We start from the raw sequence: 21095 nt of genomic DNA on the forward strand, positions 1-21095 counted from the left end.
CAAGTGTCGCACTCACCCCGGGTCCGGTACGCCCCGGGGTGAGGCCGACGCGAGGAGGCCGCTTCAGCGGTCCGCCTCGTCCTCCACGGTGCGGTCGCGGCCCGCCAGCCAGCCGACGACCATCTGCGGGATCATCAGGGCGCTCATCAGCGTGATCGGCAGGCCCCAGCCGCCGCTGTGCTGGTAGAGGACGCCCACCAGGAGCGGTCCCGGGATCGAGATGAGATAGCCGGTGCTCTGCGCGAACGCCGACAGCTGGGCCACCCCCGGGCCGGTCCTGGCCCGCATGCCGACCATGGTGAGGGCGAGCGGGAAGGCGCAGTTCGCGACGCCGAGCAGCAGGGCCCAGACCCAGGCGCCGCCGGCCGGCGCGAGATACAGCCCGGCGTAGCCGATCAGGCCGCAGATGCCCAGGGCCAGCACGATCGGGCCCTGGTGCGGCAGCCGTGTGGCCAGGCGGGGTATGACGAAGGCCAGGGGCACGCCCATCGCCATGGTGAGCGCCAGCAGCAGCCCGGCGGTGCCGGCGGGCACACCGGCGTCCCGGAAGATCTGCGCCATCCAGCCCATCGTGATGTAGGCGGCGGTGGCCTGGAGCCCGAAGAAGACGGCCAGCGCCCAGGCGGTACGGCTCCGGGTGATCCGCAGCCGCGGCGCCTCCACACGCGCGGGGTCGGTAGAGGTGGACGCCTGAGTCTCCTCGTGCGCGGGTTCCGTTCCAGCGGAGGCCCCCGGGCGCCGCCGTACGAACGGCAGCCACGGCAGGATCGCCGCGACGGCGAGCCCCGACCACAGGGCCAGGGCCGACTGCCAGCTGCCGCCCAGCGCGTCGGACACGGGCACCGTGACCGCGGCCGCGAGGGACGTGCCCAGGGCGAGTCCCATGGAGTAGACGCCGGTCATGGAACCCACGCGGTCGGGGAACCACTGCTTGACGATGGCCGGCATCAGGACGTTGCTGACCGCGATGCCCATGAGGGCGAGGGCACTGGCGGCCAGGAAGCCGGCCGTGCCGCCGGTGTACGGACGGATCGCCAGGCCGGTGGCGATGGCGATCATGCCGGCGCAGACCACGGCGCCCGCTCCGAAGCGGCGGGCGAGCCGCGGGGCCATCACGCCGAAGACGGCGAAGCACAGCGGCGGCACGGAGGTGAGCAGTCCGGCCACGCTGCCGCTCATGCCGAGCCCGTCGCGGACCTCCTTCAGGAGGGCGCCGAGGCTGGTGATGGCGGGCCGCAGGTTCAGGGCGGCCAGCACGATGCCGAGGACGAGCAGCCGTGTCGTCCACGCGCGCGTGGACGGGCCGCCCGGTTTCCGGGCGTCGTGCGCGGCCGAGCTGCGAACGGTCGGGGGCGTCATCGTCCGGGTTTCCTCACTAGCCATGTGGCCCATCATAGAATCATGGGATGATTGACTGTCCAACCCGTCCACTCCTCGGCTGCCGTCCGGCGCCCCGGTCGTGCGAAGGTGAGCCATGCCTCTGAGCCATCCCCGTCGTTCGGCGCTCTCCGAACAGGTCATCGCCGCGCTGCGGGCCCAGATCACGTCGGGCGAGTGGCCGGTCGGCTCCCGCATCCCGACCGAGCCGGAGCTGGTCGAGCAGCTCGGCGTCGCCCGCAACACGGTCCGTGAGGCCGTCCGCGCGCTCTCGCACAACGGCCTGCTGGACATCCGCCAGGGCTCCGGCACCTACGTCGTGGCGACCAGTGAGCTGGCCGGTGTGATGCAGCGGCGGTTCGCCGGCGCCGACCCGCGGCACATCGCCGAGCTGCGCTCCACGCTGGAGTCGTCCGCCGCCCGGCTGGCCGCGGAGCGGCGCACCGAGAAGGACCTCAAGCAGCTAGACGCGCTGCTGCTGCGGCGTGAGGAGGCCTGGGAGTCGGGTGACGCGGAGGCGTTCGTGACCGCGGACGCGACCTTCCACCTGGCCGTGGTCTCCGCCTCCCACAACGACGTGATGACCGCCATGTACGCGGACCTGGGCGAGGTGCTGCGGGACTGGCTGCGCGAGGACGTCGGCGAGGAGCTGACGCCGGAGACGTACATGGACCACGGGCGGCTGCTCGACGCGATCCGCGTGGGAGACGCGGACCGGGCGGGGACGGAAGCGGCCCGTTATCCGTTCCTGTGCCGCCTGGGCGGGATCAGCTCGCCCTCCGGTGACTGACCCAGGCGGCGCCGACTTCCTTCCAGCAGCGCCCCTTGAGGCGCACGGTCTGCGCAGGCCCGGCCTCCACGGGGGAGCTGTCGGTGTCGATGTCCCACCAGCGGGCGCACTCGACGTGCAGGCTCACGCGGTCGGTCTCCGGGTAGGGGTTGTGACAGAACGCGGTCACCCTGGAGTCCTCGACGCGGATCCGGCACGCGGCGCCGAAGGGATCCTCCCGCTCCTGCTCGTCACCGGCGGGCACACGCGCGTGTGGCACCGCCTCGTAGGCCAGGGTCAGCACGAGAGCGACGGCGACGGACAGTGAGGCCGTTCGGCGGGACAAGCGCACAAGGGGACCTCCTCGGCCGTGCTGGGGAGGGGACCGCGTGGTGAACGCGTACTCCAGAGTGCCCGGTCACGGGCCTCCCCCGCCCGGCCTGCTGGGCCGAACGGGTGACGCCCCGCTCCCCCGCGCGCTGCGGGGAACGGGGCGTCGACGGCGTACGGGAGATCAGGCTCCGATGGCGTGCAGACCGCCGTCCACGTGGATGATCTCGCCCGTGGTCTTCGGGAACCAGTCGCTCAGCAGCGCCACGATGCCGCGGCCGGCCGGCTCGGGGTCCTTCAGGTCCCACTCCAGCGGGGAGCGGGAGTCCCATACGGAGGCCAGCTCGCCGAAGCCCGGGATCGACTTGGCGGCCATGGAGCCGATCGGACCGGCCGAGACCAGGTTGCAGCGGATGTTCTGCTTGCCCAGGTCACGGGCCATGTAGCGGCTGGTGGCCTCCAGGGCGGCTTTGGCCGGGCCCATCCAGTCGTACTGCGGCCAGGCGTACTGGGCGTCGAAGGTCAGACCGACGACGGAGCCGCCGTTCTGCATCAGCGGCAGGCAGGCCATGGTCAGCGACTTCAGGGAGTACGCCGAGACGTGCATGGCCGTGGCGACCGACTCGAACGGCGTGTTGAGGAAGTTGCCGCCGAGGGCGTCCTGCGGGGCGAAGCCGATGGAGTGGACGACACCGTCGAGGCCGCCGAGCTCCTCGCCGACGATGTCGGCCAGGCGCCCGAGGTGCTCGTCGTTCGTGACGTCGAGCTCGATGACCTTGGTGGGCTTGGGCAGCTTCCTGGCGATGCGCTCGGTCAGCGTGGGCCGCGGGAACGCCGTGAGGATGATCTCGGCGCCCTGCTCCTGGGCCAGCTTGGCGGCGTGGAAGGCGATGGAGGACTCCATCAGCACACCGGTGATCAGGACGCGCTTGCCCTCGAGAATTCCGCTCATGGTGATCAGTGACCCATTCCCAGTCCGCCGTCAACGGGGATGACGGCTCCAGTGATGTACGAGGCGTCGTCCGAGGCGAGGAACCGCACCGTCGCGGCGACCTCCTCCGGCTGGGCGTACCGGCCGAGCGGGATCTGCGCCACGATGCCCGTGCGCTGCTCGTCGGTGAGCACCTTGGTCATGTCGGTGTCGACGAAGCCGGGCGCGACGACGTTGAAGGTGAGGTTCCGCGAGCCCAGCTCACGGGCGAGGGAGCGCGCGAAGCCGACCAGGGCGGCCTTGGAGGCGGCGTAGTTGGCCTGGCCCGGACCGCCGTACAGGCCGACGACCGAGGAGATCAGGACGACGCGGCCCTTCTTGGCCCGCAGCATGCCGCGGTTGGCGCGCTTGACCACACGGAAGGTGCCGGTGAGGTTGGTGTCGATGACCGAGGTGAAGTCCTCCTCGGACATGCGCATCAGGAGCTGGTCCTTGGTGATGCCGGCGTTGGCGACGAGGACCTCGACGGGGCCGTGGTTCTCCTCGATCTCCTTGTAGGCCTGCTCCACCTGCTCGGGGTCGGTGATGTCGCACTTGACGGCAAGGAAGCCGGCGGGCGGCTCACCCGAGCGGTACGTGATGGCGACCTTGTCGCCGGCATCGGCGAAAGCGCGGGCGATGGCGAGGCCGATGCCCCGGTTGCCTCCGGTGACGAGAACCGAGCGGCTCAACGGATCACCCTTTCGATAGCGGTCTGGTACGCCCGCCCGGGCACCTGGACGACAGGCGGCGATGACAGGCGGCTTCCTCGAAAACCTATCGGTCCGGAGACGCCCGCGGACAATCGGGCACCGACAGTGGCGTACGGGACTCACTGTCGGGTCCCTACAGAAAGCCACGCACCCGGGGTACGCAAACTCGTGGCCCGCGCGCGGGATGGGCGACATGATCGGAGCAGTCACGCAGTACGGCAACCACGCTCACCTCGACAGAAAGAGACGGCGGTGCCTCATACCATCGACGAGGCCTTCACGGCCCTCCCCCTACGCGCCCTCGCCGACGCGGCCCTCGCACGCGCGCGTGCGCTCGGTGCCGAGCACGCGGACTTCCGGTTCGAGCGGGTGCGGGGGGCCTCCTGGCGGTTCCGGGACGCCAAGCCCGCCGGGTCGTCGGACACCACCGACCTCGGGTACGCGGTGCGGGTGGTGCACGGCGGTACGTGGGGTTTCGCGTCCGGTGTGGACCTCAGCCTGGACGCCGCCGCCAGGGTCGCCGGGCAGGCGGTGGCCATGGCGAAGCTGTCGGCGCAGGTGATCAAGGCGGCGGGGTCGGACGAGAGGGTGGAGCTGGCCGGCGAGCCGGTGCACTCCGAGAAGACGTGGATCTCGTCGTACGAGATCGATCCGTTCACGGTGCCCGACGAGGAGAAGGCCGGGCTGATCGCGGACTGGAGCGCCCGACTGCTGGCGGCCGACGGGGTCGATCACGTCGACGCCTCGCTACTCACCGTCCACGAGAACAAGTTCTACGCCGACACCGCGGGCACCGTGACCACGCAGCAGCGGGTGCGGCTGCACCCGGTGTTCAACGCCGTGTCGGTGGACGAGTCGACCGGCGAGTTCGACTCGATGCGTACCCTCGCGCCGCCCGCGGGACGCGGCTGGGAGTACCTGCGGGGTACCGGCTGGGACTGGGAGGACGAGCTGGAGCGGATCCCGGAGCTACTGGCCGAGAAGATGCGCGCACCGAGTGTCGATCCGGGCCTGTACGACCTGGTCGTCGACCCGTCCAACCTGTGGCTGACGATCCACGAGTCCATCGGGCACGCGACGGAACTGGACCGAGCGCTCGGCTACGAGGCCGCCTACGCCGGCACGTCCTTCGCCACCTTCGACCAGCTCGGCAAGCTGCGGTACGGCTCGGAGCTGATGAACGTCACCGGCGACCGCACCGCCGAGCACGGGCTCGCCACGATCGGGTACGACGACGAGGGCGTCGAGGCGCAGTCGTGGGACCTGGTGAAGGACGGCACGCTCGTCGGCTACCAGCTCGACCGGCGGATCGCGCGGCTGACCGGGTTCGAGCGGTCCAACGGCTGCGCCTACGCCGACTCCCCCGGGCATGTGCCGGTGCAGCGCATGGCCAACGTGTCGCTGCGGCCGGACCCGGCCGGGATGTCGACCGAGGACCTGATCGGGGGCGTGGAGCGGGGGATCTACGTCGTCGGCGACCGGTCCTGGTCGATCGACATGCAGCGCTACAACTTCCAGTTCACGGGCCAGCGCTTCTACCGGATCGAGAACGGGCGGCTCGCCGGACAGCTGCGGGACGTGGCCTACCAGGCGACGACCACCGACTTCTGGGGCTCCATGTCCGCCGTCGGCGGTCCACAGACCTACGTCCTGGGCGGCGCCTTCAACTGCGGCAAGGCCCAGCCGGGGCAGGTCGCTTCCGTGTCGCACGGCTGTCCGTCTGCCCTCTTCAAGGGCGTCAGCATTCTGAACACGACCCAGGAGGCCGGTCGATGAGCGCGCGTACCAGCAAGCCGCACGAGGCCGTCGAGCGCGCCCTCGAACTGTCCCGGGCGGACGGCTGTGTCGTCATCGCCGACGAGCAGTCCACCGCCAACCTGCGCTGGGCGGGCAACGCCCTGACGACGAACGGCGTCACGCGCGGGCGCACGCTCACCGTCGTCGCCACCGTCGACGGCAAGGAGGGCACGGCCTCGGGGGTGGTGTCACGGTCCGCCGTGACCGCCGACGAGCTGGAGCCCCTGGTGCGGGCCGCCGAGGCGGCCGCGCGCGGTGCCGGGCCCGCCGAGGACGCGCAGCCGCTTGTCACGGGCGTGGCCGCGAGCCCGGAGTTCACGGAGGCGCCCGCCGAGACCTCCTCCGCGGTGTTCGCCGACTTCGCCCCGGCGCTCGGTGAGGCCTTCGCACGCGCGCGTGCCGGAGGCCGGGAGCTGTACGGGTTCGCCAACCACGAACTGGTGTCGACGTACGTGGGCACCTCCACGGGACTGCGCCTGCGGCACGACCAGCCGAACGGGACGCTGGAGCTGAACGCCAAGTCACCGGACCGGACCCGGTCCGCGTGGGCCGGGCGCTCCACGCGGGACTTCAAGGACGTCGACCCGGCGGCCCTGGACGCGGAGCTCGCGGTGCGCCTCGGGTGGGCCGAGCGGCGCGTGGCGCTGCCCGCGGGCCGGTACGAGACGCTGTTGCCGCCGTCGGCCGTGGCGGACCTGCTGATCTACCAGCTGTGGTCGGCGTCGGGCCGGGACGCGGTGGAGGGCCGCACGGTGTTCTCCAAGCCGGGCGGGGGCACCCGGGTCGGCGAGAAGCTGACCGATCTGCCGCTGACCCTGCGCAGCGACCCGAACGAGCCCGGCCTGGAGTCGGCGCCCTTCGTGATCGCGCACTCCTCCGGGGGCGACGAGTCGGTGTTCGACAACGGGCTGCCGCTGGCGGCCACCGAGTGGATGCGCGAGGGAGAGCTGCGGCATCTGACGACCAGCCGCCACAGCGCGGGCCTGACCGGCCTGCCGGTGGCGCCGGGCATCGACAACGTGATCCTGGACGGGGGCGAGGACCGCTCCCTGGACGAGATGGTCGCCGACACCGAGCGCGGACTGCTGCTGACCTGCCTGTGGTACATCCGCGAGGTCGACCCGGCCTCGCTGCTGCTGACGGGCCTGACCCGGGACGGCGTCTACCTGGTCGAGAACGGCGAGGTGACCGGCGCGGTGAACAACTTCCGGTTCAACGAGACGCCGGTCGGTCTGCTGGGCCGGGTGACGGAGGCCGGGCGGACGGAGAAGACGCTGCCGAGGGAATGGAGCGACTGGTTCACCAGGGCCGCGATGCCGGCCCTGCGGGTGCCGGATTTCAATATGAGCTCTGTCAGCCAGGGCGTATAACCTCGTACCTGATTACGAGCCCATTCAAGGAGATGCGAGAACCGTGACGGACATCGTCGACGAGCTGAAGTGGCGCGGGCTGTTCGCCCTGTCCACTGACGAGGACGCTTTGCGCAAGGCGCTCGCGGACGGTCCCGTCACGTTCTATTGCGGCTTCGATCCGACGGCGCCGTCGCTGCATGTGGGGCACCTGGTGCAGGTGCTCACCGTGCGCCGGCTCCAGCAGGCCGGTCACCGGCCGCTGGCGCTGGTCGGCGGTGCCACGGGTCTGATCGGCGACCCGCGTCCGACGGCGGAGCGCACGCTGAACGACCCGGAGACGGTGACCGGCTGGGTCGGCAAGCTGCGTTCCCAGATCGAGCCGTTCCTGACCTTCGAGGGCGAGAACGCGGCCGTCATGGTCAACAACCTCGACTGGACGGAGAACCTCTCCGCGATCGAGTTCCTGCGGGACATCGGCAAGCACTTCCGCGTCAACAAGATGCTGACGAAGGACTCCGTGGCCCGGCGCCTGGAGTCCTCCGAAGGCATCAGCTACACGGAGTTCAGCTACCAGCTCCTGCAGGGCATGGACTTCCTGCAGCTCTACCGCAGGTACGGCTGCACGCTCCAGCAGGGCGGCAGCGACCAGTGGGGCAACCTCACGGCGGGCCTGGACCTGATCCACCGCCTGGAGCCGGACGCCACGGCGCACGCCCTGGCGACGCCGCTGATGACCAAGGCGGACGGCACCAAGTTCGGCAAGACCGAGGGCGGCGCCGTCTGGCTCGACCCGGAGATGACGACGCCGTACGCGTTCTACCAGTTCTGGCTGAACGTGGACGACCGGGACATCTCGAAGTACATGCGCATCCTGTCCTTCCGGTCCCGCGAGGAGCTGGAGGAGCTGGAGAAGCAGACCGAGGAGCGCCCCCAGGCCCGTGCCGCGCAGCGCGCCCTGGCCGAGGAGCTGACGACGCTGGTGCACGGCGCGGACCAGACGGCCGCCGTGATCGCCGCGTCCAAGGCCCTCTTCGGGCAGGGCGAGCTGGCGGAGCTCGACGAGAGGACGCTGGCCGCGGCCCTGTCGGAGGTGCCGCACATCCAGGTCTGTGAGCTCGGCCCGGTCGTCGACCTGTTCGCCGAGGTCGGCCTGGTGGCCAGCAAGTCGGCCGCGCGCCGCACGGTCAAGGAGGGCGGCGCCTACGTGAACAACGTCAAGGTCGCCGGCGAGGACGCGGTCCCCGCCAAGGAGGACCTGCTGCAGGGCCGCTGGCTGGTGCTGCGCCGGGGCAAGAAGAACCTGGCGGCGGTCGAGGTCACGGGCGGCTGAGCATGCGTGGGAAGGAGGTCGTCTCTGGTGCTGAGGCGGCCTCCTTCGCCGTGCGCCCCGCCGTCACGCCCGCCGTCTGTCTCCTCGTGCGCCCGTCCAGGCCTTGTCCCCGAGGCCGACGAGGATGATCGCCATGACCAGCTGGAAGACATGCCGCCACCAGTCGATGCCCGCTGTGGCGTCGACACCGGCCGCCCGGGCGATGGCGTTGCCGGCGATGCCTCCGATGATGCCCAGGATGACGGTCAGCCACAGGGGGATGTGCTGCTTGCCCGGAATGATCGCCTTGGCGAGCAGGCCGAGTACCAGTCCCACGATGATCGCCCACAACCAGCCCATCGCTGCCTCCTCGTACGGCTTGACGTGAGCTCTACGGCCAGTGTCGGCCCAGGTGCGGTACGCCGCATGCCGGGGATGGCCATACGCGCCACGGCGCACGCCCTTCGCCTCGGCCGGACGGGCCCCGGTCTCGTAGCGGGCGCGGCCGCGGCGTAACGTGGGAGCTGTCCTGGTCAGGTACGGGCGGATGGTGGAATGCGATGCGGAAGCAGCACGGCGGCAACGTCCAGGTTTTCCGGATCACCGGCGCCCGGACGGGACTTCAGGAGGACGTACGCGGGCGGCAGCGCCGGTACGTGATCTCGATGACGGTCCGCACGATCTCCGTGATTCTCGCGGCCACGTTGTGGAACGTCGAACGGCACGTCGCCATCGTGGCGTTGGTGCTCGGGCTGGTACTGCCGTACATCGCGGTGGTGATCGCGAACGCCGGGCGCGAGAACGCGCCGTCTCTGCCGTCGACGTTCGTGGCGGCGCCGACGCGGCCGATGATCGCGCCGCCGGGGACGCAGGACGGTTCCGCGGAATCCGTCGCGGAAGATGCGGTGTCCGGGCACGCGCCGGGAGCGAAGACCGATTCGCGGGAGCGGTAGGACGTCCGGGGGCGATCACAAACGGAAGTCAGCTTCCCGCCAAGCTCAAGAAAAGCTCAGATCAATCATGTTGTTCAGGTGCCGGGGGCGGGGTTACCCGTGACATACTTCGTACGCGCTCCGCATCCCCCGTCGGAGCGACGGACCGACGCCGGGCAGCTCCCCCCGTGGCTGCTCGGCGTCGCCTTTTCTGGTGAGAAGAAGCTGTGAGTGACGAGACGCCCATCTGTTCCGCGAAGGGTTGCCGCGTCGACGCGGTGTGGGTGCTTGCGTGGAACAACCCGAAGATCCATACGCCGGAGCGGCGCAAGACGTGGCTCGCGTGTGAGGAGCATCGCGAGCATTTGTCGCAGTTCCTCGGGGTGCGGGGTTTTTTGAAAGACGTGGTTCTTCTGAAGGAGTGGGAAGCGAAGGACGTCTGACGTCTTTCGAGTGCCCTCTATCCACCGATCGCTGACATGGGGCGGTCCGGCTGTACGAATGTCGGGTCGTCCAGGCCCGCTCCCGCCTTCTTGCCCCACATCGCCAGGCGCCAGATGCGGGCGATCTCCTCGTCCGGGGCGTCGGAGCGGAGGGCGGCGCGGAGGTCTGTTTCCTCCTGGGCGAAGAGGCAGGTGCGTATCTGGCCGTCGGCGGTGAGGCGGGTGCGGTCGCAGGCCGCGCAGAAGGGGCGGGTGACGGAAGCGATGACGCCGACCACATGCGGCCCGCCGTCCACCAGCCAGCGCTCCGCCGGGGCCGATCCGCGCTTCTCCTCACCCTCGGCGGTCAGCTCGAAGCGGGTGCGCAGGGAGGTCAGGATGTCCCCTGCCGTGATCATGCCGTCGCGCTTCCAGCCGTGCTGGGCGTCCAGGGGCATCTGCTCGATGAAGCGCAGCTCGTAGTCGTGCTCCACGGCCCAGGCGAGGAGGTCCGGGGCCTCGTCGTCGTTGAGGCCCGGCATCAGGACCGAGTTGACCTTGACCGGGGTCAGGCCGGCGTCGCGGGCCGCGTGCAGGCCTTCGATGACGTCCTTGTGGCGGTCGCGGCGGGTGAGCGTCTTGAAGACGTCCGGGCGGAGGGTGTCGAGGGAGACGTTGACCCGGTCCAGGCCCGCCGCCTTCAGGGCGGCCGCCGTGCGCTTGAGGCCGATGCCGTTGGTCGTGAGGGACATCTGGGGGCGCGGCTCCAGGGCCGCGACGCGCTCGACGATGCCCACCAGGCCGGGGCGCAGCAGGGGCTCGCCACCGGTGAAGCGGACCTCCTCGATACCGAGGGAGGTGACCGCGATGTCGATCAGGCGGACGATCTCGTCGTCGTTAAGCAGGTCCGGCTTGGCCAGCCACTGCAGGCCCTCCTCGGGCATGCAGTAGGTGCAGCGCAGATTGCACCGGTCGGTCAGCGAGACCCTCAGGTCGGTGGCCACTCGGCCGTAGGTGTCGATGAGCACGTGGGCCCCCTCCCTCGATGCGGATCGTGCCCGGAGCACTTCCTCTCCGACACCTGCGAGCCTACGTGACCGCACTGACAACTCCACAGGCCCGATCCCACGACGCGGAGCGCGGCCGCGCCGCAGGGACCTGGAGGTTCCTACGAGGCGGCCGCGCGAGGGGGTTGGTGCTCAGTGGGCGCCGGTGCCGGTCAGGGACCTGACCTCCAGCTCGGCGTACTTCTTGGCGTCCGGCTCCTCCTTGGACAGGACGGTGCCGAGCCAGCCCATGAGGAAGCCGAAGGGGATGGAGATGATGCCCGGGTTCTTCAGCGGGAACCAGGCGAAGTCCACCTCGGGGAACATCGCCTTGGGGTCGCCGGAGACGACCGGCGAGAACAGCACCAGGCCGACGGCGACGATCAGACCGCCGTAGATCGACCACAGGGCGCCCTGGGTGGTGAAGCGCTTCCAGAACAGGCTGTAGAGGATCGTCGGCAGGTTGGCGGAGGCCGCGACCGCGAAGGCGAGCGCGACCAGACCGGCCACGTTCAGATCGCGGGCGAGGGCGCCGAGGCCGATGGAGACGACGCCGATGAAGACGGTCGCCCAGCGGGCCGCGCGGACCTCCTCGGCGCCGGACGCCTTCCCCTTGCGGATGACGTTGGCGTAGATGTCGTGCGCGAAGGACGACGACGAGGCGAGGGTGAGGCCGGCGACGACGGCGAGGATCGTCGCGAAGGCGACCGCCGAGATCGTGGCGAGCAGGATCGCGCCCCAGGTCGAGTCGACACCGCCGAGGTGCAGGGCGAGCAGGGGTGCCGCCGTGTTGCCGGACGGGTTGGAGGCGATGATCTCGTCCTGGGAGATCAGCGCGGCGGCGCCGAAGCCGAGGGCGATGGTCATCAGGTAGAAACCGCCGATGATGCCGATCGCCCAGTTCACGGACTTACGGGCGGCCTTGGCGTCGGGCACCGTGTAGAAGCGGATCAGGATGTGCGGCAGGCCGGCCGTGCCGAGGACCAGGGCGATACCGAGGGAGACGAAGTCCAGCTTGGAGGTACCGGTCATGCCGTACTGGAGGCCGGGCTCCAGGAAGGCGGCGCCCTTGCCGCTGTTCTCGGCGGCCTGGCCGAGCAGGTCGGAGATGTTGAAGTTGAACTTCAGCAGCACCAGGAAGGTGATCAGGATGGTGCCGCCGATGAGCAGCACGGCCTTGACCATCTGGACCCAGGTGGTGCCCTTCATGCCGCCGATGGAGACGTACACGATCATCAGGATGCCGACGAGGGCGACGATGAGGATCTTGCCGGCGTCGGAGGTGATGCCGAGCAGCAGCGAGACGAGGACGCCCGCGCCGGCCATCTGGGCCAGCAGGTAGAAGATCGACACGACGATCGTGGACGTACCGGCGGCGGTGCGGACCGGGCGCTGGCGCATGCGGTACGCGAGGACGTCGCCCATGGTGTAGCGGCCGGAGTTGCGCAGCGGCTCGGCGACCAGGAGCAGGGCGACCAGCCAGGCGACCAGGAAGCCGATGGAGTACAGGAAGCCGTCGTAGCCGAAGAGGGCGATCGCGCCCGCGATGCCGAGGAACGACGCGGCCGACATGTAGTCGCCGGACACCGCGAGGCCGTTCTGGAAGGCGCTGAACTGGCGGCCGCCCGCGTAGAAGTCGGCGGCGTCCTTGGTCTGGCGGCCGGCCCAGATGGTGATGCCGAGCGTGGCCAGGACGAACAGCGCGAACAGGGTGATGATCAGCGGCCGGTGCTCGCTGGCCTCGTTCGCGGCGAGGAAGGTCTGCTGTACGGGGCTCATGCGCCGCCCTCCATCCGGGACTTGATGGCCTCGGCCTTGGGGTCGAGCTTCGCGGCGGCGTGCCGCGAGTACCACCAGGCGATGAGGAACGTGGTGATGAACTGGGCGACGCCGAGGACGAAGGCGACGTTGATGTTGCCGAACAGCTTGGTTCCCATGAAGCCGCCCGCGTAGTTCGACAGCAGCACGTACAGCAGGTACCAGGCGATGAAGGCGACGGTCAGCGGGAAGGCGAAGGAGCGGTAGGAGCGGCGCAGTTCACCGAACTCCGCGCTCTCCTGCACCTCGGCGAACTCCTCGGGTGAGGGGAGTTTGTGTTGCTCTTTCGAGGGGGGCGGTGCATCGGTGGACACGGAGAGTCTCCTCGTGACGACGGAAGCGGTTTTCGACGGGGACGGAGGCGAGTGTCCTCGCGCTCCCTGCTCAACGTCACGGCGGCACGCGAGAACCGGTTCAACCGCCGGGCGTTCTTTCCGAAGTCGTTTCGACAAAACGTTGCTGGCCAGCGAGAGCGCGGGATAGCTTCGCCCTGCACCACCCCGTCATGTACCTGCCCGAGCACCACCTGTGCCTCGGGCCGGTTTCGTTTCCGGATGATGTGGAGACCCCATGTCTCAGCTGCGTTCCAGACGCCGGCTCGCCCTCGCCGTGCCCGTCGTTCTGTCTCTCACCGCCTCGCTGGGCTTCCTGCCGGCTGCCGCGTCGGCCGCCCCGCGCGCGGAGTCGGCCGCGCCCTCGGCGGACGCCCCGAAGCTGGCGTACGTCGTCAACACCAAGGTGGACCGTCGCACGATCGCGTCGGTGAAGAAGGCGATCGGCGCGGCCGGCGGCTCGGTCGTGACCACGTACGAGCGGATCGGCGTGATCGTCGTCCACTCCGCGAACCCCGACTTCGCCAAGACCGTGCGCAAGGTGCGCGGTGTCCAGTCGGCGGGTGCGACGCGGACGACGCCGCTGACCGCGGCGGGGACGAAGGAGGAGGGCGCGGCGCAGTATCTGACCGGCGCCCAGGCCGCGCGGGCCGAGGCCGCCTCGGCGAAGACGCCCGAGAGCGAGCCGCTCGAAGCCGACCAGTGGGATCTGCGGGCGATCGGCGCCGACAAGGCCGCGAAGATCAACCCGGGCAGCCGGAAGGTGACCGTCGCCGTGATCGACACCGGCGTCGACGACACGCACCCGGACATCGCCCCGAACTTCTCCGCGTCGCAGTCCGCCAACTGCGCCGGCGGCAAGCCCGACACCAGCGAGGGCGCCTGGCGTCCGTACACCCCCGAGGACTACCACGGCACGCATGTCGCCGGTGAGATAGCCGCCGCCCGCAACGGCATAGGCGTGGCGGGCGTCGCACCCGGTGTGAAGGTCTCCAGCATCAACGTCACCGACCGGGCCAACGGCCTCTTCTACCCGGAGAGCGTCGTGTGCGCCTTCGTGTTCGCCGCCGACCACGGCGTCGAGATCACGAACAACAGCTATTACGTCGACCCCTGGCTGTACAACTGCATGGACGACCCGGACCAGCGGGCCATCGTCGACGCGGTCAACAGGGCGCAGCTTTACGCCCAGAAGAAGGGCACGCTCAACGTCGCCTCGGCGGGCAACTCCAATCACGACCTGGACTCGGACGCCATCGTCGACGACTCCAGCCCGGACGACTCCACCCCCGTCGAGCGCACCATCGACCCGCACGAGTGCTTCGACGTGCCGACCCAGCTGCCGGGTGTCGTCACGGTGAGCGCGACGGGCGTCGACAACGTCAAGTCGTACTACTCGACGTACGGCAAGGGTGTCGTCGACGTCGCGGCGCCGGGCGGTGACGGGCGCTACCAGATTCCCGACACGCCTTCGAAGAACGGCCGCATCCTGTCCACCATGCCGGGCGGCACGTGGGGCTTCCTCCAGGGCACCTCGATGGCCTCCCCGCACGCCTCCGGTGTCGCCGCGCTGCTGAAGTCCAAGCACCCGTGGGCGTCCCCGGCCCAGCTCCAGGCCCTGCTGAAGGCGCAGGCCGACCGGACCGCCTGCCCCGAGTCCTACGACCAGGACGGCAACGGCACCCAGGACGCCACCTGCGAGGGCGGCAAGCGCGTCAACGGCTTCTACGGGTACGGCATCGTCAACGCGCTGCGCGCGGTCAAGTGACCTGTGCATCCTAAGAGTTCACGCACCGTCAGCTCCGTCAGCTCGTACCGCGAACCTACTGGAGACACCATGACAGCGCCGCACGCGCGCTACCGCCGCGCCGTCGCGATCCCGGCCGGGATGGCCATGGCCACGGCCCTCGCGTTCCTGCCGAACACCACGGCCACGGCCGCCGACGACGCCCCCGCGGCGGTCTCGGCCGACGCGACCCCGCTCAGCTATGTGGTCAACGTCAAGCCGGGGCACGGCACTTCGGCGTATGTGAAGAAGGCCGTCGGCAAGGCCGGGGGCACGATCGTGACGTCGTACGACCAGATAGGCGTCATCGTCGTCCACTCCTCGAACCCCGACTTCGCCAAGACCGTCCGCAAGGTGCGCGGCGTCCAGTCGGCCGGTGCCACCCGGACCAAGCCGCTGCCCACGGCGACGACGGGCGACCTCGGCACGCCGAAGGCGCTGAGTGCGGCCGAGGTCGCCGAGGCCAAGGCCCCCGCCGGGCTGGACCCGCTGCAGCCCCAGCAGTGGGACCTGCCGGCCATCAAGGCGGACAAGGCGCACGAGAAGTCGCTGGGCAGCAAGAAGGTCACGGTCGCCGTGATCGACACCGGCGTGGACGACACCCATCCCGACATCGCACCCAACTTCGACCGCCAGGCGTCGGTCAACTGTGTGTCGGGCAAGCCGGACACCGCGGAGGGGGCCTGGCGGCCCGGTGCCTCGGAGAGCCCGCACGGCACCCATGTGGCGGGTGAGATCGCGGCCGCCAAGAACGGCGTCGGCATGACCGGTGTCGCGCCCGGCGTGAAGGTCTCCGGCATCAAGGTGTCCAACCCGGACGGCTTCTTCTACACGGAGGCCGTGGTGTGCGGCTTCGTGTGGGCGGCCGAGCACGGGGTCGACGTCACCAACAACAGCTATTACACCGACCCCTGGTACTTCAACTGCGGCGACGACCCGGACCAGAAGGCGCTCCTGGACGCGGTCTCCCGGGCCTCCCGGTACGCGGAGAAGAAGGGCGCGGTCAACGTCGCGGCGGCGGGCAACGAGAACTACGACCTCTCGGCCGACGAGATCACCGACCCGTCGTCCCCGAACGACACCACGCCGGGCGACCGGACCGTCGACCCCTCGGAGTGCCTCGACATCCCGACCCAGCTGCCGGGTGTCGTCACGGTCGCCTCGACGGGCGCGAAGGGCATCAAGTCGTCCTTCTCCAACTACGGTCTCGGCGTCGCAGACATCGCCGCGCCGGGCGGTGACTCGACCGCCTACCAGAAGCCGGAGGCGCCGGCCACGAGCGGGCTGATCCTGGGCACGCTGCCGGGCGGCAAGTGGGGCTACATGGCCGGTACGTCCATGGCGTCCCCGCACGTCGCGGGCGTCGCCGCCCTCATCAAGTCGACGCACCCGTACGCCTCCCCGGCCCTGGTGAAGGCCCTGCTGTACGCGGAGGCCGACGCCACGCCGTGCACGGACCCGTACGACATCGACGCCGACGGCAAGATCGACGCGGTGTGCGAGGGCTCCAAGAACCGCAACGGCTTCTACGGCTGGGGCATCGCGGACGCGCTGGACGCGGTGACCAAGTAGAACTCGTGTGAATGCGGCCCGGGCCGGGCGGGGGCACCCGCCCGGCCCGCTGCGTCTGCGGTTCGTGGGGGGCGTGGGACCGTCGCGCGTCTGGCCTCCCGGTGTGTGTCCTGGCCGGAGCTGCGCCATGAGGGTGACGCCGACTTCTACAAGGCGCGCGTGGACAAGGCGGTCGCGGCAATCTCACGCTCGCCGCCGCCGCGTCCAGGGCCGACTGAGTTCGCTCCCCTGGACTTGCCCGACCATGTGAAGGTTGGTGAAGATCTTGGGGTGACCTTGACAAGACCCACGCCAGGAGTGGCCGACGGCGGCGGGCCCGTACGGCGCACCGGTGCGGGCCGGGCCGTCGCCGTCCTGGTCCTGGTGGCCCTGGCCGCGCTGATCCCGCTGCTCGGCCCGTCGACCGCGCTGCACGGCACCGGGGAGGCAGGCGCGCCCGGGGCCGGCGGCATCGCCCTGCTGCGTACGGTGCTCTTCGCGGCGCTGTGCGTACCGGTCGGCGAGCTGTTCGTGAACCGGCTGGCGCGTTCCGTGCCGGGCCCTGAGAGGGCCCCCGGCCACGCCCCGGCCGCGCCCCGCAGTTGGTCACCCTTCGCGGCCGTCGCCGGTTTCGCCGCCGCCCTCGCGCTCGCCTCGGTCGTGGCCGCGGGCAACCGCGTCCCGGGCGGTCTGTCGGACCTGGACATCGGCGGGCTCTACGCGTCCAGGGACGGCACGCTCGCCCTGCTCGAGGTCAACGCGTTCCTCGTGGCGGGGCTGTGCGCCGCGTCGGGCCGGCCTGCCAGGCAGGTGTGGCCGCTGGCCGCCGTGATCGTCGCCGAGGCGCTGCGCGCGCACCCCACGACCGAGCACAGCCCGCTGACCGGCTCCGGGCTGACGCTCGTCCACCTGACCTGCGCGGCACTGTGGGTGGGCGGTCTGCTGCACGCGCTGCGGACCCTGCGGTTGTGGCACGGCCGGTACGACCCGGGGGCGGGCGCGGCCCTGCTGGGCCTCTACGCGCGCGTGGCGGCGGTGCTGCTCGCCGCCATCACCGCGACGGGTGTGTGGAGTTCGCTGCGCCGGATGCCGCCGGGCACCATCGTGGAGCAGCTGACGGCCACGGCGTACGGGCGGGCGCTGCTCGCCAAGGTGCTGCTCGTGGCCGCCGTCGCCGCCCTCGCCCTGTGGGCCCGGAGCCGGCTGCGCCGGGCGGCCGATCCGCTGACCGCCTGTGCGCCGGCGCGGGCGGAGGTCGTCGCTCTGGGCCTGGTGGTCGCGGTGTCCGGACTGCTGACGGCCCTTCCGGTGCCCATCCGCTGGTGAGCCCTGGACGGAGCCCCGGTCGGTGAGCCTCAGACGGCGCGCATCTCGCCGTACGTCGCGGCCGGTGCCCTGCGCGCGTTGAGCGCCCCCAGTGTGCCGCCGGCCAGCAGGGCCTGCGCGGCGATGTACGTGAGCATGATCCAGAAGTCCGGCCGGGGCAGCTGCGGCCAGTCGGCGACGCCGGTCGCGATGAGCGTGTCGGAGAGCAGGAACAGCGCGCCGCCGAGTCCGGCGAAGAGGCCGAGCCGGGTGGCGGACCCGCACGCCATGGCCGTGAGCAGGAGGCTGTACCCGGCGACGGGCACGCGCAGGTCCGCGGGCAGGTCGGGCCACAGCAGCGCGACGGTGGTGACGAGAGCGGTGCCGTAGCCGAGGGCGAGGAGGGCCGCACGCGCGCGTGGGACCGCGTCGCGGCTGCCGTACGTCCTGAAGAGGACGAGGTAGCAGACATGGCCCGCGGCGAAGGAGCCCATGCCGGCGAGGAAGGCCGGCTCTGCGTCGGACAGCAGCAGGACGTCCCCGCCCCAGCCGAACAGCAGGGCGGCCAGGAGCAGCCGCGGCGCCTGGCGCAGGGCGGCCCACAGGGCCAGGAGCGGCATCAGCAGGGGCTTGGCCAGGGTGTGCCCGGCGTCGAAGCCGGCCGCGAGGGAGACGAGGTCGACGGCGGCGGCGAGTGCGAAGGCGGCGAGGAGGAGGCGGGCGGGGGTCACGCCGACGTGCTCTCACCGGCGTGGGTCGGGGCCGCGGCGGGGTCCGTCGGCGGAGCCGTATCCGTATCCGTATCCGTATCCGTTCCCGTTCCCGTTCCCGTAGCCGTAGCCGTATCCGTATCCGTATCCGTAGCCGGGGTCGTCGTCGCGGGAGCGGGGGCGGGCCCCCAGCCCGGTCCCCGGAAGACGCGTCCCGCACGTTCGCGCCAGCTGTGTGCCGCCTTCAAGTCCCTCGCGATGGCCACGTATTCGTGCGTCGCCACCTTCAGCAGGTTGTATGTGTCGATGTTCTTGGTCAGTCCGTACACGGGCCGCTCGGTCTCGGGGGCGAACGACCCGAACAGCCGGTCCCAGACGATGAGGATGCCGCCGAAGTTGCGGTCGAGGTAACCGCCCTGGGAGGCGTGGTGGACGCGGTGGTGCGAGGGGGTGTTGAAGACGAACTCGAACCAGCGGGGCATCCTGTCGATCCGCTCGGTGTGGATCCAGAACTGGTAGACGAGGTTCGCGGAGGAGCAGAACGCGAGCGCGGCGGGGTGCACGCCGGCGGCTATGAGCGGGACGTAGAACGGCCACACCGTCAGGGACGTCCAGGGCTGGCGCAGCGCGGTGGTGAGGTTGAACTTCCGGCTGGAGTGGTGGACGACGTGGCAGGCCCACAGGACGCGGATGACGTGGTGGCCGCGGTGGGACCAGTAGTAGAAGAAGTCCTGCCCGAGCAGCATCAGCGGGACGGTCCACCACAGGACGGGCACGCGCAGGGGCGTCAGTTCGTAGATGGCCGTGTAAATGGCGACGATCGGGATCTTCCACAGGAAGTCGAAGACGAGACTGCCTAGGCCCATGCCGACGCTCGTGGCGGCGTCCTTCGCTTCGTAGCCCTCCGCGTCCTCGTCGGGATGGAGACGGCAGCTCACCATCTCGACCACGGTGAGCAGCACAAAGGCGGGGATCGACCACAGCACGACATCGGGCAGGTTCGGCATGCAAGCACCGTAGGACCGCCGTCCTGCCCCGACTAGACGTTGTTACCCACAAGTATTACCGACGGTACGCGCTTGCTTCTTGGTGATCTCCACCAATCAAGGTGACTGAGTGTCGGACAGACGTACGCCTCGCGAACGGACAGACCGGACAACACGCCTGAGGGAGTATCGGAAGGGCCGAGCGAGCCCACCTGGCGGGCGGTGGTGTCAGTCGGGGCCCGTATCCTCAGGGACCATGCTCGATGACCTGACGACCGCAGTGCCCTCTTCCACGTCATGGCCGGCCGCGTATCCCAAGGGGTACGCGGTCGTTGACGTGGAGACCACAGGTCTGGCCCGGGACGATCGCATCATCTCCGCGGCCGTCTACCGGCTCGACGCGCGCGGCGAGGTCGAGGACCACTGGTACTCGACGGTCAACCCGGAGCGTGACCCCGGCCCCGTGTGGATCCACGGACTGACGAGCGAGGCACTCGAGGGCGCGCCCCTCTTCCAGGACATCGCCGAGGAGTTCACGACCCGGCTCGAGGGGCGGGTGCTCGTCGCGCACAACGCCGTCTTCGACTGGCAGATGATCGCCCGGGAGTACGCGCGGGCGCAGCGCGAGGCACCGGTGCGGCAGCGGCTGTGCACCATCGCGCTCTCCAAGGAACTCGGGCTCCCGCTGCCCAACCACAAGCTGGAGTCCCTCGCCGCGCACTTCGGCGTCGTCCAGCAGCGGGCGCACCACGCGCTGGACGACGCACGCGTGCTGGCCGAGGCGTTCCGGCCCAGCCTGAGGGCCGCGGCGGCCAACGGGGTGCGGCTTCCGCTGCTGGAGTGCCGGCCGCTGACCGAGTGGTCGGACCGTCCGGCACCCCGCATCGGTCAGCAGGCGGGCTACGGCGGCTACCGGCCGACCAGTTGGCGCCCGGCCCGCAAGCGGCCCGCCTGCCCCTACCCCAACCCGGGGCGCTACGAGGCGGGCGGGCGGCTCAAGCAGGGCATGCGGGTCGCCTTCTCGGGTGACACCTCGGTGGAGCGCGATCTGCTGGAGGACCGCGCGACCGAGGCCGGGCTGCACGTGGCCACCAGCCTGTCCCGGCTCACCAGCCTGCTCGTCACGAACGACCCGGGCTCGGGCACGTCCAAGGTGGTCAAGGCGCGGCAGTTCGGCACGCCGGTCGTGGACGAGGCGGCGTTCGGGCAGCTCCTCGCGGATGTGGAGCCGGCGTCGGAGGGGTGACCGCATGCGGAGCGGCGCCGGAGGACGACCGTACGGACGGGTGATTGGAGGGCGACTCGCCCGGCACCGTCTCGCCCGGGCCGGGAAGACGGCTCACCCTGTGGCGCATGGCGACCTGTGAGGTATGTGGCAATCAGTACGGAATGACCTTCGAGGTGCACGCGCAGGGCGCGGTGCACGTCTTCGACTGCTTCTCCTGCGCGATCCACCGCATGGCACCCATCTGCGAGCACTGCCGTGTACAGATCATCGGCCAGGGCGTGGAGGTCGAGGGCCACTGGTACTGCGGCGCGCACTGCGCACGCGCGGAGGGAAAGGCGGGAATTGTCGACAAGGTGTGAAAC

At 70.5% G+C, this 21095-nt stretch carries 21 protein-coding genes; 11 read left to right on the forward strand and 10 right to left on the reverse strand.

Going from position 1 to position 21095, the window contains the following annotated elements:
* Positions 1–63: 63 nt before the first annotated feature.
* Entirely contained in the window at positions 64–1395 is a 1332-nt protein-coding gene (locus AC07DF_RS20245; protein WP_478972846.1) for a CynX/NimT family MFS transporter, read from the reverse strand.
* Between the two features lie 79 nt (positions 1396–1474).
* Between AC07DF_RS20245 and AC07DF_RS20250 the strand changes: the two genes are divergently transcribed.
* Positions 1475–2167, forward strand: a complete 693-nt coding sequence (locus tag AC07DF_RS20250) for a FadR/GntR family transcriptional regulator (protein ID WP_478972849.1) — start codon at positions 1475–1477, stop codon at positions 2165–2167.
* On the opposite strand, the gene AC07DF_RS20255 is transcribed toward AC07DF_RS20250, so the two are convergent.
* From AC07DF_RS20255 to fabG, 3 genes are all read right to left on the reverse strand, one after another.
* Positions 2145–2498 (reverse strand): hypothetical protein, encoded by a 354-nt coding sequence (locus tag AC07DF_RS20255; RefSeq protein WP_478972852.1) that lies wholly within the window; start codon positions 2496–2498, stop codon positions 2145–2147. The genes AC07DF_RS20250 and AC07DF_RS20255 overlap by 23 nt on opposite strands.
* Positions 2499–2660: 162 nt before the next feature.
* Positions 2661–3428, reverse strand: coding sequence for an enoyl-ACP reductase FabI (gene fabI / locus AC07DF_RS20260; RefSeq protein ID WP_478972855.1), 768 nt, complete (start codon positions 3426–3428; stop codon positions 2661–2663).
* Between the two features lie 5 nt (positions 3429–3433).
* Positions 3434–4138, reverse strand: a complete 705-nt coding sequence (fabG, locus tag AC07DF_RS20265; RefSeq protein ID WP_478972858.1) for a 3-oxoacyl-[acyl-carrier-protein] reductase — start codon at positions 4136–4138, stop codon at positions 3434–3436.
* Positions 4139–4411: 273 nt separating this feature from the next.
* Here fabG and AC07DF_RS20270 point away from each other — a divergent pair, with 273 nt between their 5' ends.
* The 3 genes from AC07DF_RS20270 to tyrS are packed head-to-tail and all read left to right on the forward strand — an operon-like array spanning position 4412 to position 8638.
* Positions 4412–5935: a TldD/PmbA family protein gene (locus tag AC07DF_RS20270; RefSeq protein WP_478972861.1), complete on the forward strand. Its 1524-nt coding sequence runs from the start codon at positions 4412–4414 to the stop codon at positions 5933–5935.
* On the forward strand, positions 5932–7326 hold the full coding sequence (locus AC07DF_RS20275) for a metallopeptidase TldD-related protein (RefSeq protein WP_478972864.1): 1395 nt from the start codon (positions 5932–5934) through the stop codon (positions 7324–7326). The genes AC07DF_RS20270 and AC07DF_RS20275 overlap by 4 nt, the downstream gene beginning before the upstream one ends.
* A gap of 43 nt (positions 7327–7369) precedes the next feature.
* Positions 7370–8638 carry a tyrosine--tRNA ligase gene (gene tyrS, locus AC07DF_RS20280; protein ID WP_478972867.1) on the forward strand — a complete coding sequence of 423 codons (1269 nt, stop codon included), beginning with the start codon at positions 7370–7372 and terminating at the stop codon, positions 8636–8638.
* A 63-nt stretch (positions 8639–8701) separates the two neighbouring features.
* On the opposite strand, the gene AC07DF_RS20285 is transcribed toward tyrS, so the two are convergent.
* On the reverse strand, positions 8702–8977 hold the full coding sequence (locus AC07DF_RS20285; RefSeq protein WP_478972870.1) for a GlsB/YeaQ/YmgE family stress response membrane protein: 276 nt from the start codon (positions 8975–8977) through the stop codon (positions 8702–8704).
* Between the two features lie 200 nt (positions 8978–9177).
* Here AC07DF_RS20285 and AC07DF_RS20290 point away from each other — a divergent pair, with 200 nt between their 5' ends.
* Together AC07DF_RS20290 and AC07DF_RS20295 are read left to right on the forward strand one after the other, a co-directional pair.
* Positions 9178–9570: a DUF3099 domain-containing protein gene (locus AC07DF_RS20290; protein ID WP_478972873.1), complete on the forward strand. Its 393-nt coding sequence runs from the start codon at positions 9178–9180 to the stop codon at positions 9568–9570.
* 206 nt (positions 9571–9776) lie between these two features.
* Positions 9777–9992: a hypothetical protein gene (locus tag AC07DF_RS20295; RefSeq protein ID WP_454365231.1), complete on the forward strand. Its 216-nt coding sequence runs from the start codon at positions 9777–9779 to the stop codon at positions 9990–9992.
* 17 nt (positions 9993–10009) lie between these two features.
* Here the strand turns inward: AC07DF_RS20295 and moaA are convergent, their stop codons facing one another.
* The 3 genes from moaA to AC07DF_RS20310 form a co-directional block, all read right to left on the reverse strand.
* The gene (moaA, locus tag AC07DF_RS20300; protein WP_478972877.1) at positions 10010–10999 is read right to left on the reverse strand and encodes a GTP 3',8-cyclase MoaA; all 990 of its coding nucleotides are present in this window, start codon (positions 10997–10999) and stop codon (positions 10010–10012) included.
* A 171-nt stretch (positions 11000–11170) separates the two neighbouring features.
* Positions 11171–12796 (reverse strand): solute symporter family protein, encoded by a 1626-nt coding sequence (locus AC07DF_RS20305; RefSeq protein ID WP_478972880.1) that lies wholly within the window; start codon positions 12794–12796, stop codon positions 11171–11173.
* Entirely contained in the window at positions 12793–13149 is a 357-nt protein-coding gene (locus tag AC07DF_RS20310) for a DUF485 domain-containing protein (RefSeq protein WP_478972883.1), read from the reverse strand. Before AC07DF_RS20310 ends, AC07DF_RS20305 begins: the two co-directional genes overlap by 4 nt.
* A gap of 256 nt (positions 13150–13405) precedes the next feature.
* Here AC07DF_RS20310 and AC07DF_RS20315 point away from each other — a divergent pair, with 256 nt between their 5' ends.
* The 3 genes from AC07DF_RS20315 (at position 13406) to AC07DF_RS20325 (ending at position 17830) form a co-directional block, all read left to right on the forward strand.
* The gene (locus tag AC07DF_RS20315) at positions 13406–14935 is read left to right on the forward strand and encodes a S8 family peptidase (protein ID WP_478972886.1); all 1530 of its coding nucleotides are present in this window, start codon (positions 13406–13408) and stop codon (positions 14933–14935) included.
* A gap of 69 nt (positions 14936–15004) precedes the next feature.
* Positions 15005–16525 carry a S8 family serine peptidase gene (locus AC07DF_RS20320; protein ID WP_478972889.1) on the forward strand — a complete coding sequence of 507 codons (1521 nt, stop codon included), beginning with the start codon at positions 15005–15007 and terminating at the stop codon, positions 16523–16525.
* 270 nt (positions 16526–16795) lie between these two features.
* On the forward strand, positions 16796–17830 hold the full coding sequence (locus AC07DF_RS20325; protein ID WP_478972892.1) for a CopD family protein: 1035 nt from the start codon (positions 16796–16798) through the stop codon (positions 17828–17830).
* A 29-nt stretch (positions 17831–17859) separates the two neighbouring features.
* Here AC07DF_RS20325 and AC07DF_RS20330 read toward each other — a convergent pair whose 3' ends face one another.
* Both AC07DF_RS20330 and AC07DF_RS20335 read right to left on the reverse strand, forming a co-directional pair.
* Positions 17860–18540, reverse strand: a complete 681-nt coding sequence (locus AC07DF_RS20330; RefSeq protein ID WP_478972895.1) for a lysoplasmalogenase — start codon at positions 18538–18540, stop codon at positions 17860–17862.
* Positions 18537–19526: a sterol desaturase family protein gene (locus AC07DF_RS20335; RefSeq protein WP_478972898.1), complete on the reverse strand. Its 990-nt coding sequence runs from the start codon at positions 19524–19526 to the stop codon at positions 18537–18539. The genes AC07DF_RS20330 and AC07DF_RS20335 overlap by 4 nt, the downstream gene beginning before the upstream one ends.
* A 235-nt stretch (positions 19527–19761) precedes the next feature.
* On the opposite strand from AC07DF_RS20335, the gene AC07DF_RS20340 reads away from it, so the two are divergent.
* Both AC07DF_RS20340 and AC07DF_RS20345 read left to right on the forward strand, forming a co-directional pair.
* Positions 19762–20751 carry a DEDDh family exonuclease gene (locus AC07DF_RS20340; protein WP_478972901.1) on the forward strand — a complete coding sequence of 330 codons (990 nt, stop codon included), beginning with the start codon at positions 19762–19764 and terminating at the stop codon, positions 20749–20751.
* Positions 20752–20858: 107 nt separating this feature from the next.
* Complete coding sequence (locus AC07DF_RS20345; protein ID WP_078615365.1) at positions 20859–21092, forward strand: hypothetical protein; 234 nt, start codon at positions 20859–20861, stop codon at positions 21090–21092.
* The last annotated feature ends 3 nt before the right edge of the window (positions 21093–21095 follow it).

Source organism: Streptomyces sp. NPDC044719 (genome assembly GCF_056433405.1).